The sequence below is a fragment of the Alphaproteobacteria bacterium genome (assembly GCA_025210155.1).
GTDB lineage: Bacteria > Pseudomonadota > Alphaproteobacteria > Rs-D84 > CASDRH01 > JAOASE01.
On sequence record JAOASE010000011.1, the window covers coordinates 25,595 to 40,573 of the forward strand.

15 protein-coding genes are annotated in these 14,979 nt (G+C 30.3%); 1 reads left to right on the forward strand and 14 read right to left on the reverse strand.

Features of this window, described 5'->3' with window-relative positions:
* Positions 1–157: 157 nt before the first annotated feature.
* The 14 genes from N4A44_04500 to N4A44_04565 form a co-directional block, all read right to left on the reverse strand.
* Positions 158–295, reverse strand: a complete 138-nt coding sequence (locus tag N4A44_04500; protein MCT4552902.1) for a hypothetical protein — start codon at positions 293–295, stop codon at positions 158–160.
* 90 nt (positions 296–385) lie between these two features.
* Positions 386–3,490 carry a type I restriction endonuclease subunit R gene (locus N4A44_04505; protein MCT4552903.1) on the reverse strand — a complete coding sequence of 1,035 codons (3,105 nt, stop codon included), beginning with the start codon at positions 3,488–3,490 and terminating at the stop codon, positions 386–388.
* Positions 3,477–3,950 carry a hypothetical protein gene (locus N4A44_04510; protein ID MCT4552904.1) on the reverse strand — a complete coding sequence of 158 codons (474 nt, stop codon included), beginning with the start codon at positions 3,948–3,950 and terminating at the stop codon, positions 3,477–3,479. Before N4A44_04510 ends, N4A44_04505 begins: the two co-directional genes overlap by 14 nt.
* Before the next feature lie 109 nt (positions 3,951–4,059).
* The gene (locus tag N4A44_04515) at positions 4,060–4,281 is read right to left on the reverse strand and encodes a hypothetical protein (GenBank protein MCT4552905.1); all 222 of its coding nucleotides are present in this window, start codon (positions 4,279–4,281) and stop codon (positions 4,060–4,062) included.
* 2 nt (positions 4,282–4,283) lie between these two features.
* On the reverse strand, positions 4,284–5,522 hold the full coding sequence (locus N4A44_04520; protein MCT4552906.1) for a restriction endonuclease subunit S: 1,239 nt from the start codon (positions 5,520–5,522) through the stop codon (positions 4,284–4,286).
* Positions 5,522–5,698 (reverse strand): hypothetical protein, encoded by a 177-nt coding sequence (locus tag N4A44_04525; protein ID MCT4552907.1) that lies wholly within the window; start codon positions 5,696–5,698, stop codon positions 5,522–5,524. The genes N4A44_04520 and N4A44_04525 overlap by 1 nt, the downstream gene beginning before the upstream one ends.
* A complete protein-coding gene (locus N4A44_04530; GenBank protein ID MCT4552908.1) occupies positions 5,698–6,651 on the reverse strand; it encodes a hypothetical protein in 954 nt (317 codons plus the stop codon). Before N4A44_04530 ends, N4A44_04525 begins: the two co-directional genes overlap by 1 nt.
* A gap of 2 nt (positions 6,652–6,653) precedes the next feature.
* Positions 6,654–8,246: a type I restriction-modification system subunit M gene (locus N4A44_04535; protein ID MCT4552909.1), complete on the reverse strand. Its 1,593-nt coding sequence runs from the start codon at positions 8,244–8,246 to the stop codon at positions 6,654–6,656.
* Between the two features lie 195 nt (positions 8,247–8,441).
* Positions 8,442–9,524 (reverse strand): glycerol dehydrogenase, encoded by a 1,083-nt coding sequence (locus tag N4A44_04540; GenBank protein MCT4552910.1) that lies wholly within the window; start codon positions 9,522–9,524, stop codon positions 8,442–8,444.
* A gap of 89 nt (positions 9,525–9,613) precedes the next feature.
* Positions 9,614–10,201: a uracil-DNA glycosylase gene (locus tag N4A44_04545; protein MCT4552911.1), complete on the reverse strand. Its 588-nt coding sequence runs from the start codon at positions 10,199–10,201 to the stop codon at positions 9,614–9,616.
* 129 nt (positions 10,202–10,330) lie between these two features.
* The gene (locus N4A44_04550) at positions 10,331–11,107 is read right to left on the reverse strand and encodes a hypothetical protein (protein ID MCT4552912.1); all 777 of its coding nucleotides are present in this window, start codon (positions 11,105–11,107) and stop codon (positions 10,331–10,333) included.
* A gap of 92 nt (positions 11,108–11,199) precedes the next feature.
* Positions 11,200–11,658, reverse strand: coding sequence for a hypothetical protein (locus N4A44_04555; protein ID MCT4552913.1), 459 nt, complete (start codon positions 11,656–11,658; stop codon positions 11,200–11,202).
* Between the two features lie 62 nt (positions 11,659–11,720).
* Positions 11,721–12,185 carry a methylated-DNA--[protein]-cysteine S-methyltransferase gene (locus N4A44_04560; protein ID MCT4552914.1) on the reverse strand — a complete coding sequence of 155 codons (465 nt, stop codon included), beginning with the start codon at positions 12,183–12,185 and terminating at the stop codon, positions 11,721–11,723.
* A 117-nt stretch (positions 12,186–12,302) separates the two neighbouring features.
* A complete protein-coding gene (locus tag N4A44_04565) occupies positions 12,303–13,856 on the reverse strand; it encodes a hypothetical protein (GenBank protein ID MCT4552915.1) in 1,554 nt (517 codons plus the stop codon).
* Positions 13,857–14,344: 488 nt separating this feature from the next.
* Here N4A44_04565 and N4A44_04570 point away from each other — a divergent pair, with 488 nt between their 5' ends.
* The gene (locus N4A44_04570; GenBank protein ID MCT4552916.1) at positions 14,345–14,965 is read left to right on the forward strand and encodes a TetR/AcrR family transcriptional regulator; all 621 of its coding nucleotides are present in this window, start codon (positions 14,345–14,347) and stop codon (positions 14,963–14,965) included.
* Positions 14,966–14,979 lie beyond the last annotated feature (14 nt).

Genomic DNA, 14,979 nt, shown 5'->3' on the forward strand with positions numbered 1-14,979 from the left:
AATATTTTTCAATTATTTTGTAAAGTTTAGTAGACTAACCAGATTTCCCTTGATAAACTTCAATTCCACCGATGCAAAACATAAATAAAACAACTAGTAAAAGAGAGAAAATAATGGAAAATTATAAAAAGCTATTCAAATTTTATTATCAATTCACTTAACTATAGAAACTTCCCTTTAAAACTTCCAATAAATTATAATTTTCATCAATCTTATCATAAATTTCTTGAAGATTTTCATAATCTGCTTTTATAAAAACATCTTCCTCAAACAAAATATTTCTATCTACATTCATTACACTTCTATTTGATATGTCTAGTAAAAACCACTATGAATATTTTCAAAAACTTAAAACTTATTTGATTTATTAATTTTTTCCACAACATTATCCAACTATATTCATACCAATAAGCATACTTTGTTTTACAACATTATCTATTGCTAATTTTTCCATATTAGGTGGATAACCAAACTCTTTCAAAAGCTTCTTAACTTCCACCCTTAATCTAGCTTGAACATCACTTCTTTCTAAGAAATTAAAGTTAACCCTTCTCTTACATCTAAATACAAGAGCTTTTGTTAATTCCTTAAGCTTATTATCACCCATAACTTCAACTGCAGACTTATTATCTGCTAGTGCTGTATAAAACTGTATTTCTTCGTCTGTTAAACCCAGTTCTTTCTTTTTTTCATCAGATAAAGCAATATGCTTACTCAAATTAATAAGCTCTTCTATCATCTGAGTAGAATCTATTTGATTATTATGATATCTAGAAACAAGCTCCTTCAACATCTCACCAAAATTTCTAGCTTCAATGACACTATGTCTAGCTCTTTCTTTTACATCATCACTAATAAGTTTCTTCAGCATCTCTAAAGCTAAGTTTTTATTATTAAACTTCTTTATCTCATTTAAAAAGTCTTCTGAAAAGATATCTATCTGATTTTTGTTAATACTAGCCAAATCAAGAAGATCAAATATCTTAACCCCCTCAACTGCTTGAGAAGCAAGATTTCCTATCTTCGTGTTAATATCCTCAAGCTTCAGCTTTCTTTCGTTACAAATATTGGTATTTTTCAAAATCAACTCTTTAACTGCACAGAAAAATACTAACTCATACCTAATACTTTCAGCTTTATCAGTAGTAGCACACAAACTATAAGACTTTTGAAAATCAGTAGTCCATTTAACAAACTGCTTACTCTTTTCCTTATCATCCGAACCAACAATAAAATTAAACAAGTCCTTTTTCAACTTAAAAAGTATCTTGCTATCATTGTTCTTATAAGCCCTTAACAACTCATCCTTATAATCAAATCCAAACAATAAATCAGAAATATTAGAATACTTAGCCATCATAGTATCAACAGCCTTCTCTCTAATATTTTCACCTACAACTCCTTTATCTCTAGGAGAATATATAGCCAATGCATCTTTAAGATTTCCAAGAATACCAATATAATCTACAATCAAGCCATCTGGTTTTTCTTTATAAACCCTATTAGCCCTAGCAATAGCCTGAATAAGATTATGTTCTTTTATAAGCTTATCAAAATACATTGTATTAATTGGAGGAGCATCAAATCCTGTCAACCACATATCACAAACTATGATAAAGTCTAATTCATCATTCTCATCTTCAAGTCTCTTAGCAATCACCTCTTTATCTGCAGAAGATGTTTTATATTTCAGCAAATCTTCACTATCAGAAGCCGATGAAGAATAAACCATCTTTATTTTACCCTTATCAACATCATCACTATGCCATTCTGGATTTTGAGAAACTAACATTTCATATAGTTTAACAGCAACATTTCTAGTAGAACAAACAATCATCGCCTTAGAAAACGGCAAAACCTCTTTTCTTAATCCAAAATGCTTACTAATGTCCTTCGCTAACAACTTCAATCTTTCAGGACTTCCTAAAATAGCTTCCAACTTAGCATTCTTACTTTTTAAACTCTCACTATAACTTAAATCAGTAATGCCTTCTATCTCATCAAATAACTTATTTATTTCAGATATCTTATCATCATTCAACTTCACCTGAGCTAAACGAGCCTCATATCTAATTGGAACCGTAGCTCCATCAATTACAGACTGAGCCATATCATAAACATCATTATCATCACCAAAAATAGCTCTAGTATCATTATTCCCTTTCTCTATTGGAGTTCCTGTAAACCCAATAAATGTAGCATTAGGAAAAGCATCTCTTAAATATCTTGCAGAACCATCATCTATACCATTATGAGATCTATGAGCCTCATCAACCATAACAATAATATTATCTCTTTCTGAAAGTGTTTTAAACACCAACTCTGATCTACCCTTCTTATCAATACCAAACTTTTGCAATGTAGAAAAATAAACACCACCTGCTTTAATACCCTCAAGCTTAGTCTTCAACTCACCTGAACTTTGAATATTAACAGGCTTAGAACCTAAAATCATCTCTCCAGAACTAAATGTCTTAAACAATTGGGAATCCAAAGCAACTCTATCAGTAACAACAAGTATCGTAGGATTTTCCAATTTCAAATCCTTCTCAATCATCCCAGCTAAAAACATCATAGAAAAAGACTTCCCTGAACCTGTAGAATGCCAAACCAAACCACCTCGTTTATCACCATCTACAGCCTTTTTAATAGCTTCTAACGAACTATTAACACATCTCACCTGATGATACCCTGCGCAGATTTTAACATCCTTACCTTTAGAATTTATAAACGTCACAAAATTCTTAATATAATGTAACAATTTCTTCTTATCAAATAAATCCCTAATCAATCCTTCAATTTCAAATTCAAGTTTATCATCATCTTCACTTCTCCATGGATTAAATCTATCATAACCCGCAGACAAAGAACCTACCCTACTATGAAATCCATCTGAAATAATATTAAACTGGTTAAAATAAAAAGCTTGAGGAAACTCCCTCTTATAAGTTTCCAACTGATTAAAAGCATTCTTCAAAGTAGCATTCTTATCAGCTGGATTTTTAAACTCAATCATAGAAATAGGCAAACCATTTAAATAAATCATAACATCAGGTCTTCTATGCTTATTATGCTCTTTTAAAATTAACTGATTAGAAACTACAAATGAATTATTCTCAACATTTTCAAAATCCACTAACCTAACAGTCAAAGTTCTATCTTTATGATTTATCTTAACCCCACCAGTTAATAACTGGAAAATCCTCTTATTCTCTTGAACAAGATTAGTATGCTTACTTCTTATAACCTCATTAATAGCTTCTTCAATAACTTCACTAGACAAATCAGAATTTATTTTAAAAACAACATCTCTAAAAATAGATAGATAATATGCAATATCAAAATCACTTCTCAAACAACTTCCATTTTCATCTAAAGGATTAATCTCTTCTCCTGATAAATATTGGTATCCCTTATCTTGAAAAATACCAATAGCATAATCCTCTACCATCTGCTCATTAAACGGATTTTTAAAATTATCTTTTTGCATTTTTACTTTCCTTCTTCCTAAGTATTAGTTTTATCATCTTTAACTCTTTTTTTATATTTTTATTAAAGTCAGATGAAAGAGACAGTATAGCATTTTTATCAAAATTATCATTAAGAACATAATCATTTATAGCATTTAAATGAAATTGAAAATCCTGATAAACACCTACAACACTTGGAACTTTCACATCATATAAAACCCTAACATCTTCTATCAAGAAAGATGGTTTAATAACATCTAATAAATTATTAATATTTCCATCTCTTTCTATAACATCATGGGATGTATTCATAAACATAACCATATTCTCCAAATCAAAAGATATTTGTTCTAATAGTTTGATTTTATTTATTTTCTCTTTCCTATAATTTATAAACTCTCTTAAAATTTCATTTAAAAAACCTGTTAGAACAGCAAATAAAGCTCCAAAAAACATAGTCCAAATAGTTGCCCAATCCATTATTTAAAATCCTTTCAAAAATTTCCTAAACTCTTTAGTATTATCTTTAATCTTCATTAAAATTTTCTCATCCTTTAGACTTCTATTTTTCAACTCAAGATAACCATTATTAAGTTAAAAGATATTTATTTCCTCTAATCCAAAACCAAACAACATTAGCTGTAACACCTCTATACATCCTCACTACAGGATCTCTTTCAGAAAACTTCAAAACTAATTCTTTTATATCATCAATAACAAAATCTTCTAAAACTCCATGATCATAATTTCGAAATTTAACACCTTCTATATAATCTTCTATAGCAAATTTATTATCTAAAACCTTAACCATCTCTACATTCCTTTTAGTTTTACTTTACCACTTATTAGTTTTGGTAAAAGTGTATCTCTAGTTTCTTTAAGAGTTGCTATTTGCTTAATATTAGCAGAAATCTTTTCAAACATAGGTTCAACCTTTTCATTAAACCTTTTCATACTCCCCTCATCAGGTATTAAAATTTTAGAATTTTTTATTTCAAAAGTTGATAAATTAACTTGAACACCACTATTTGAGCGCCCCCTCAAATTTTCTATAAATTCTGACGTATTAGTTAATATACTTAAAAAATAATTATAACCATTTTTAGGTCTAATAATTCCAACACGTTGATTTACTAAATATTTTTTATCTTCAAACATAATACCTGTATGTCCTAGTAAGTTCATTGAAGATTTCATATCTGTCATACACATTAATATATCATATTTTTCAGCAAAATTACTCGAAATTTTATTAGAAACATCTCCAGCAAAATAAGAAACAAATTTTTCTAAAGTTAAACCACCACCCTTTAAAATATTTCCCATTTTTAAAACTGGTATTCCAACTTTATCCTTAGATAGTTCTTTACTAGAAAATGGATAACCATTTTTAAAATCTGACACATCATCCAACACTCCTTCTTTCCAATCTGAATTTGGGTTAGTAATGAAGGTTTCAGTGAAGATAGTTTGAGCTAATTCTTCTAGAGTTTTATTTTGCTCTTGCAACAATTCAATCTTATCATCTAGCGATGACAAAACCCCTGCAATCTCCCTCTGGATCTCCACATCCTCAGGGATAAAAGTAGAAAACTGTAATATACGAGAAGGACTAGTATGCTTCACTGTACTACCTGTAGCTCCATTAGCAATATATCGCTGATAAAAAGAAGTTCTCATTAACCAATAAAGAAATTCTTTATCAATTTTTTCACAATTAAGATTTTCCACCAAACCAAGTCTTTGATTATGTAAATAAACAAACTCATTACTATTAGGAACTTTTAAAGGATACCCCAATGTATCAGCCTTTTTACTTAGATCTGTCATCGAAACAAGTAAATCACCTTCTTTTAAAATATAAGACTTAGGAAAATCATCAGAAGAATAATACTTAAATTTTTTAGAATTAAACCCTCCACCTATAGAAAAATTACCAGGAGTTAAAAGTATATTTTTAAACTTTTCTGAAGTAATAAAGTCTCCTTTAAAAGCATAACCATGCTTTATATCACAAACATCACCTAGTGTTGTCTCAATCCACTTAATCATTATTTTTCCTCTTCAACTAAAAATGTATTTACAACACCTGATGTTCTTATAGTTCCCATCTTATAACCACACTTAGCACACAACACTAATTCATTCTCTGTAGACCCCATTCCATCACCCCAAGAATCTTCTTTAACTAAATTTTTAGCACTACACTTTTTACAAACTTGTATCATTACTTGCTTCTCCCTTTAAATTTATTAAATAATACATAAAACAAATATATAAATAGTAAAATAACAAAAAGATAAACAAGTGGACTAATAGTAATTCCAAATTTACTATATTTTTTATACTCTGTAATAAGTAACAAGTAAGTCAAGCTTTCAGCTATCGCTAATAAAATTAGAAGCATAAACAAAAATTTATAAATACCTCCTTTTTCTATTTGAAAAGATCCATACCTTTTTACAAAAGTATTTACATAGTTGATAAGTAAAATTGAAAAGATCAATATGAAAATATAAACACCTTTTCCAAAAAGATGAATTTCTACTATAAAAATATTTAAAAATTTCTTCCAAATAGAAGTATTTTTCTCTTCAAAACTTTTAACACAACTATCTATATTTTCAAAATATTCTATATCAAAATTTTTAATAAGTCCCTTAACGGATATATCAAGTTCTTTTCCATCTAGTTTTTTATACAAAATAGATGTACAAAAATCCTTACCAGCCTTTAAATAAAAAGGTTCTAGCATCCAATTTTTTTTCTTTTTCCATACGATATTATCTCTTGTTAAATCATCTGGTTTTTTATTCTTAAAATAAACATCAGAACAAGCTTCTACATTTATTATTCTATTATCTTTATCATAAAGAGTTATAGAGTTAATAAAATCATCTTTAGCTATATCTAAAGCAGAAATATTCCTTATATAAATAATCTTTGAAGAAACATCTTTTACATTAAAAAATTTCTTATTTGATAACAACTTCAAAGAATCTGAAGATATAAAATCATCTAACTTATAACTATAAGAACTACCAATAATCAATTTATTTGGCTTTATTTTTTCTTTAGGATAAAAACTTATAACCATTGTTAATACAGTCAATAATATACTTATAATTCCTATATGATTTTTTCTTAAATAATGGTAAATATTTGTTTTAAGATCTCTCATAACTACACCTCAACCTTACTCATTTGTTTTAAAATCTCTTCATTCAAATCAGTTTCTTTTTTAATCTGAACTTTCAACTCACTTAAAAGTCGTGGAAACTTCTCTTCAAAAGGTTCTGAGTCCTCTTCACTCTCAGCAATACCTACATATCTACCTGGAGTCAAAACCCAATCATTCTTTTCAATTTCTTCTAAACTAGCAGACTTACAAAAACCAGCAATGTCTTTATAATCATCTTTAACCAAAACATGTCCTTTTACCCTTGTTGTTTTAGCATCATAAAAAAGACCTGAACCTGTAGACAATCCTGCACTAACAGATTTAGATTTCCACTTATCATAAGTAGTAGAAATATTAGCTATATCCTCATCAGTAAATTCTTTATGAACTCTATCAGCCATAAACCCAATTTCTCTAGCATCTATAAACAAAGTCTTTTTCTTCTCTTCAGCACTTCTACCTTTTCTCAAAATCCATAAACAAGCTGGAATTTGAGTAGAGAAAAACATCTGCCCAGGCAAAGCAACTATAGCTTCAACAACCCCATCTTTAATCATATTCTTTCTAACTTCCAATTCACCATTAGTAGCCGTAGACATTGAACCATTTGCAAGAACTACACCTGCCACTCCATTGTGATTAAGGTGATGTATCATATGTTGCAACCAAGCATAATTAGCATTTCCTTTAGGAGGTAAACCATAAGACCATCTAACATCATTCGCCAATATATCATGCCCCCACTCACTTTGATTAAATGGTGGATTAGCCAAAATATAATCCGCTTTTAAAGTCTTATGTAAATCATTCCTAAGAGTGTCATCCGAACTCTCTCCAATATTTCCATTAATCCCTCTAATAGCCAAATTCATCAAACAAAGTCTTCTTGTAGACTCATTATACTCTTGACCATGTATCCAAATATCTTGAACTCTATGACCATGAGCAACAGTAAATTTCTCAGATTGAATAAACATCCCACCAGAACCACAACAAGGGTCATAAACCTTTCCCTTGTAAGGCTTAATAATTTCCACAAGTGTTTTAACTATTGATTTGGGTGTATAAAACTCCCCACCTCTTTTACCTTCCGTAGAAGCAAAATTAGAAATAAAATATTCATAAACCCTTCCAAGCACATCTTTTTCTTCATTCAAATCTCCAAAAGAAATATTATTGGTAAAAAGATCTATCAAACCACCCAAGTTATTTTTATTCAACGAGGCTCTATTATAATTTTTAGGAAGAACTCCTTTCAAATTAGAATTCTCTTTTTCTATAGCAATCATAGCATTGTCTATTATCTCACCAATGTCATCTGACTTAGCATATTTAGATATATAACTCCAACGAGCAATCTCAGGACAAAAGAAAATACCATCTGCTAAATATTCATCTCTATCTTCTTCTGAACCATAACCTTCTTCCACAAGAGTATTATACTTAATCTCAAATGAATCTGATATATATTTCAAAAATATAAGCCCTAAAACAACATACTTATACTCAGATGGATCAATAGCTCCTCTTAACTTATCAGCTCCCGCAAACAATACTTTTTCAATAGATAAATCCGATGATGAATTCTTAGCCATAACAACACGTTCCTTTTCCTAATTTTCTTTGAAAAAAGTATACTCCTCAGCACTCAAATAATCAAGAATTGATTTAAAAAAATTACATTAAATTAATATAAAAATTTAAACTAAGTTTTTATTCACAATAAATCGATCCAAAAACAAAAAAAGCGACCCATAAAAGCCGCCTTTCTTTTCACAAAACAACTGAATCTATGAACCCAATTGATCAGCTGTAACAATAGCCGCATAAACTAATTCCGGAGTAACTGGGAACGACATATTATGAATAGTCTCACCTTCCGCAGTAGCCGCTTTAGCAACAGCCATCAAATCCTTCTTCGAAGCATCAGCGATATTCAAATCACTCAAACTAGTTGGCAACCCAACACTCTTACAGAAATCAATAACTGTTCTAATTTCTTCCATAGGTGCATTTTCCAACACCAACTGAACAATAGTTCCAAAAGCAACTTTTTCACCATGATAGAATTCATGAGTTCCTTTCAATGCAGTTAAACCATTATGAACAGCATGAGCAGCACACAAGCCACCACTTTCAAAACCAACTCCACTTAAATAAGTATTAGCTTCGACAATATTTTCCACAGCTAAATTACTAACTTTTTTATTAACAGCCAACTTAGCTTTCAAACCATCAGATAATAATGTTTCATAACACAACTTAGCCAAATCCATAGCACCCAAAGTAGGAGTACCGCCAGCCATCGCCTTACCATTAGAACGATAAGTAGCTCTAGCTTCAAAATAAGTTGCCAAAGCATCTCCCATACCAGAAACTAACAATCTAACAGGAGCCTTAGCAATAATAGTAGTATCAACTAAAACAATATTAGGATTATTAGGTAATAATAAATATTTACTGAACACACCCTTCTCTGTGTATAAAACAGCCAACGCACTACAAGGTGCATCCGTAGAAGCAATAGTCGGAACAATAACAACAGGAACTTTCATATAAAAAGAAATAGCCTTTGCAGTATCAAGAGTTTTACCTCCACCAATACCAACAATACAATCACATTTCTTATCCAAAGCAATCTTCTTTAATCTATCAATTTCCTTTTTAGAACACTCTCCATTAAAAGTTTCATAAACAAAATCTGACTTCTTCGCAAAACCAGATGACACAGTATTTTCTGTCATCCCTTTAACAAATTCATCAGCAATAACGAAAATCTTTTTCCCTAAATCTTTCGTATATTTTTTTAGATTTTTTAATTCATTAGGTCCTTGAATATATTTCCCTGGACCAATTATAATTTTAGTAGCCATAATTCTCCTCCTTTTTCCACATATAAATATATTACTAAAAATTCAACCAAAAGTCAATCTAGTGAAAAAAGCAAAAAACTAACTCCTATCTATTCTACCCCATCATAAACTCTTTTAATTTCTTTCATATCCTCAAACATCAACCATCTAGGACTACCTTCAACGACCCTATGATTTCGCAACAAATAAGAAGGATGAAATATAGGCATCATTTTAGCTCCACCAGGACCATCAAACCATTGTCCCCTAACTTTACTTATAGCTAATTTACCTTCCATCAACGACTTCATAGCAACAGCACCACAAAGCAAAATTATATCAGGTTTTATAATATCCAACTGCTTATCAAAAAACTTTCTACAAGCTACCTTTTCAGAAGGTAAAGGATCTCTATTTTGCGGGGGTCTACACTTCAACGTATTCATGATATAAATATCGTTCTCTCTAGTAATTCCAACTGAGTTCAAAAATTCATCCAACAACTTCCCAGCTCTCCCAACAAAAGGAAAGCCTGTCTTATCTTCTTCTGCTCCAGGAGCTTCTCCAATAAGAACAATTCTAGCATCAGAATTTCCATCAGAAAATACTAATTTATTGCGCAGCCCACCCAACTCACAATCTCTACACTTCTCAGCTTCTTGTTTTAAAATCTCTAATTGCTCTTTCTTAGAACTCATATCTTACCTCCATAAATTACAAAACAAATTATACTAACAACTGCATTAAAAATCCATAATTTATTTTCCCATAAACACAAAAAAAGACCCACATAAAATGCAGATCTTCTTCTATAAGAATAGAAATCTTTAACTTCTACTTTCCAACTCTTTTATAGTTGAAGCAGCTACAGTCCGAATGGTATCTACCCAAACGGTTCCATCAGCCAAAGTTTTAATACCGTCAATTTTTTCAGATAAATACCCTTCTCTTTCCATAAAAGTGGTTATAAGACGACAAGCACATATAACAAATAATTTACCTGAAGTCTTAGACAGCGAATCCATGACTGAAAGAAACTTGTATGAATCTATTTCTTTACCCGGCACCAATGAGTCATAAATAAAACTATTTATGTTTTCTTTCTGATCATCGGTGAAATTCACTAATGAATCTATGCCATCTTCAAAGTATCCTAAAAATCCTGAAGCATTCATAAAATTTCTAGTGGCAACTATTGCCAGTGAAGCTTCAAACGAAGGCTCTACCCTTTCAAGATAGTCTGTTATTGATTGCTTCAATGAAATAAGATTTGCCGTATCCTGTTCAATAATCAAGTCTTCCAACAAGCCCAAATCATTAGAACAAAGAACAATAGGCGCATCCAACGCTTCTCCTTCAAGTTTATGTAAAGAATATTTTATTAAAGGGTAAACAACCTCTGGCCATTTCTCCAAAGGCGCTTTCTTCGCCTCCTTAATTTCACTGGGAAGATAAACTGGCAAAGGCTTAACCAAGCCAGGAGCCATCTCCTTAAAAATTTTAACATATGTATCAAAAGCAGCTTCATTCTCTGCTAAAAATACAACTGTCTTTGTTTTAACATCTAATGTCTCAACATTGTTTTCTTTTTCAATTGTTTCCATTTAATTAGGTTTAAATAATTAATATTCAAATTAGTAATTTCATCCTAATACAAAACACAACACTATCACTTTGTCAACAAAAAAGCAGTGAGTTATGTATCACTGCTATTTTCTTTTTTATTTAATTTCTTTGGTTTCCAGAATGTAGTATTCTGCTCAGAGAAAATTACTACTTCCTTCTCCTTAACAAAAATTTTAGAATTTTTCGGAACATTAATCTTCCAAAACTTTTCACTCCGACAGGATTTCACTGTTAATATAACATTGTTTACAAGAACACCATTCTGCAAAACTTTATTAACATCTCCCGAAATAACCATCTTATAGCCATTTAAATTTTCCCAAATATTAAACTTATCAAAGGTTTGAAAGTATCTCTTAGTAAGATACATAGTTTGTTTCTTACCAAATTCATTTACTCTTTCTATGTTAAAAGCTGAGGAAGAAACCAAACTATCAGCTTCTAAAAAATCAACTTTCTTTTTTTGCCCCAAAACCAATAAGTTATTAAACAAAAATGCAATAAATAAAAATACAATTAACTTTTTCATTTTAAACAGGTTTAAATTAATATTTAGATAAAAGCATATTAATAATCAGTTTATTTGTCAAGTTAATTAAGCTTTATCCCTTCTAAATCAAGCAATCTCTTTTTAACCTCAACACCACCTTTCATAGAAAAGCCAGTCAACTTTCCAGACATTCCAACAACTCTATGACAAGGAATTATCAAAGGAATAGGATTTTTACCACACGCCATTCCAACAGCCCTAGGATGAGACTTAATCTTATCAGAAATATCTTTATAAGTAATAACCTGCCCATAAGGTATCTTAGCAATTTCACTAACAACCTTATTAACATAAGGCGTCTTATCATAAAAAGTCTTAATAGAAAATTTCTCCAACTTCCCATCAAGATAATCCGAAACCTCTTCTTCAACCTTCTTAGCTAATCCATTAGGACAAGAGCCTGATATTTTTTTATCAGTTCCCGTTAGCAAATAAATTTTATCATCATCCACTTCTATTCTAATATTTCCAATATTACTAGAAAATATATATTCGTATTTATTCATTAAATCACCTCAACAATTTCACTCTCAATAATAAATATAAATGCTAACTAAAAACAAAACAAGCAATAAAAAAATCCCCAGTAAAATACTGAGGACTTTTTCTCAAGAAGCTCTTAATTAAAATGCATCCTTAGTTGCTTGATAAGACAAACATGCAGAATTATTTCCTTCTTCACAAGCAATTCTACATAACTCTGTATTAGCAGAATATCCACAAGCCCATGCAACTTCAGCAGAAGTTGTTGGAGACTCTCCAGACAAGTATTTTTCTGCCATAGCGTTACAAACTGCATCTTCACCTACAGTAGCATCTTTACAATGCCATTTAATAGTATAAGGAGATTGCTCAAACGCTTCATCACAAACAGCATCATTATCTGAATATCTACATACGTGATAAATCATATCCACATGAGCTACATCAGAATCTGGATTTTGATCTACATAATCTGCATAAGCCTGACAAACTGCATCATTAGTACCTCTACCATATCTACAAGCAGAATATAAATCCTCCCCTGTAGGGTTTTGAGCTAATAATTCATTACACAAAGCGGCATTACCAGATTTACATCCATTACTTAAATCTTCTGAAGTTAAAATACCTGTTCCAATATACTCTTCCAATTTAGAACACATCTCTTGAGATATTGGAGAACATGATTGTGATATCAAATCTGTACTTGGGTCTGTAGCCATAAAAGCATCACAGGCCGAAGCAATACCACCTCTACAACCTTGTGCCAACTGAGCTTGATCTGTTGGATTTGTAGCCAACCACGCATCACAGACAGCCTTAGAATAACCCATATCACAAGCGTCTAATAATTCTTCTGGTTTTGTATTAGGATGAGTTATTAAAGCATCACAGGCCTCAGTAACAGCTCTTTCACACAACCAAGCTAAACCTCCAAAACTACCATGAGTTTCATTAGTTTGAGATATATAGGCATTACAAACTGCAGTATCATATCTTTTTTCATTTACATAAGGCGTTGGACCCGTAGCACAAGCATTTTTCAATTCAGCAAGAGAAGGATTTGTCTTTAACCACTCATCACAAATAGCTGGGTTTGAAGTTGTTCTACAAGCACTATATAATTCAGCTTCTGTAGCATTATCAATAGCTTCCTGTAAATCATCTGAAACTATATATCCATTATAAGGATCTTTAATATCATCTAAAATAGAATTTCCATCACTTGTATCAACATATTTATTAGCTAACTGAGTATCACCTTCTTTATCACCACAAGCAACTTCAACTTCAGGATATTCATCCAAAAAATTCATATTGTTCATAAGTAAATTACAATCTTCTGTTTCTATACCAGTTATAGCTAATTGAAATTTATCCTTCGTAATAGCCGACAACTCATAAACACCACCAAAAGGAGTTGTAGAGTTTTTTCTAATACCGCTATCTACAAATAAAGTTTGGAACGTTTCATCTTCTCCTAAAACATAACCATCTGCAGTATAACCATTCTTAACATAAATCTTTCTAAGATGACTAGCAATCATAGATATATCATTTTTTGTTTCCGTAGCCTTATTACTTTTGAAAACACTTTGTGAAGCTATAACTCCAATCACAACTATAACAGTCATAATACCTAGAACACCAAGCATCTCAATCATAGAACGACCTTTTTCATTTCTTTTAATCATAAGAATCTCCTTTTAACTTAACTCGGAGTAATAATAACACAATTACACATTTTTATCAATTTCAAAAATATACACCTTATTTATTGACAAGTAAATAAATACAGTATAAAATACAAGCTCAACCTATTTTTAAACCACAAAACAAACATTATTGAAATTAAACCTTTCGATAAAAATTTAAAACTACTATCTATTTATGACATACTTTCAGATGCGTCTTATAACTGGTCAGATATTTTTGGAAAAACCTTTCAATTCAAAAAAGGAATGAATGAAGAAGAAGCTAAAGAGCTGAAAAATAAAATTTCTTCGGCAATGAAAGAAATTAATTTAATCTAATTAAATTTTACTAATAAGACTACTGCAAAAACAGTAGTCTTTTTTTATATAAATTCAACTAAAAATAATTGAAATTTTTAAATAAACATTTTAAAAATTCCATTGACTAGCAACCTTCCATATTATATAGTTATACCAAGGAGCAAAATATGACTAATAATAATATAAAAACTAAAGATAAAATTATCCAAATAGCAAAAAAATTATTTGCTGAAAAAGGATTTCACGGAACATCTGTAAAAGATATTTGTGAACTTGCCGATGCAAATATAAGTGCTGTAAATTACCACTTCACATCAAAATTAAATTTATTCCAAGAGATTATCGATAACGTTAGTGAAAAATGCCTAGCAAACATATTAAGTGTTATAGAAGACCCAGCCGATGACTTTGAAGAATTTAAAATAAAAATGAAAATTCTTTTTGAAACATTTTTCAAAATAGCTGAAAAAGACTGGGATTCTCTTGTAGTTATATTCAGCAACATATATTTCCTAAGAGAAGAATTACAAAAAGATACTTGTGAATTCTTTGATAAATTCATACATATCCTTGGAAACTTTATTAAAGAAGGTCAAAAAAGAAAATATATAAGAAATGATGTTGACCCAGAAGTTATCTCAAAAATAATATTACATATTCCACAAGGTGAAATTGAAGATAGATATTTAATCTATGGAGAAAAGCCTGAGCAATTCAACAAGGCTTATCAAAAAAAATATATAAATAATATTTTGATAACTCTAATAGCTGGATTAGAAAATAAATAAATTAAAAGCTCCCA

Coding starts and splice junctions, on each gene's coding strand:
- N4A44_04500 (MCT4552902.1), bottom strand. CDS start 295: ATGAATGTAGATAGAAATATTTTGTTTGAGGAAGATGTTTTTATAAAA.
- N4A44_04505 (MCT4552903.1), bottom strand. CDS start 3,490: ATGCAAAAAGATAATTTTAAAAATCCGTTTAATGAGCAGATGGTAGAG.
- N4A44_04510 (MCT4552904.1), bottom strand. CDS start 3,950: ATGGATTGGGCAACTATTTGGACTATGTTTTTTGGAGCTTTATTTGCT.
- N4A44_04515 (MCT4552905.1), bottom strand. CDS start 4,281: ATGGTTAAGGTTTTAGATAATAAATTTGCTATAGAAGATTATATAGAA.
- N4A44_04520 (MCT4552906.1), bottom strand. CDS start 5,522: ATGATTAAGTGGATTGAGACAACACTAGGTGATGTTTGTGATATAAAG.
- N4A44_04525 (MCT4552907.1), bottom strand. CDS start 5,698: ATGATACAAGTTTGTAAAAAGTGTAGTGCTAAAAATTTAGTTAAAGAA.
- N4A44_04530 (MCT4552908.1), bottom strand. CDS start 6,651: ATGAGAGATCTTAAAACAAATATTTACCATTATTTAAGAAAAAATCAT.
- N4A44_04535 (MCT4552909.1), bottom strand. CDS start 8,246: ATGGCTAAGAATTCATCATCGGATTTATCTATTGAAAAAGTATTGTTT.
- N4A44_04540 (MCT4552910.1), bottom strand. CDS start 9,524: ATGGCTACTAAAATTATAATTGGTCCAGGGAAATATATTCAAGGACCT.
- N4A44_04545 (MCT4552911.1), bottom strand. CDS start 10,201: ATGAGTTCTAAGAAAGAGCAATTAGAGATTTTAAAACAAGAAGCTGAG.
- N4A44_04550 (MCT4552912.1), bottom strand. CDS start 11,107: ATGGAAACAATTGAAAAAGAAAACAATGTTGAGACATTAGATGTTAAA.
- N4A44_04555 (MCT4552913.1), bottom strand. CDS start 11,658: ATGAAAAAGTTAATTGTATTTTTATTTATTGCATTTTTGTTTAATAAC.
- N4A44_04560 (MCT4552914.1), bottom strand. CDS start 12,185: ATGAATAAATACGAATATATATTTTCTAGTAATATTGGAAATATTAGA.
- N4A44_04565 (MCT4552915.1), bottom strand. CDS start 13,856: ATGATTAAAAGAAATGAAAAAGGTCGTTCTATGATTGAGATGCTTGGT.
- N4A44_04570 (MCT4552916.1), top strand. CDS start 14,345: ATGACTAATAATAATATAAAAACTAAAGATAAAATTATCCAAATAGCA.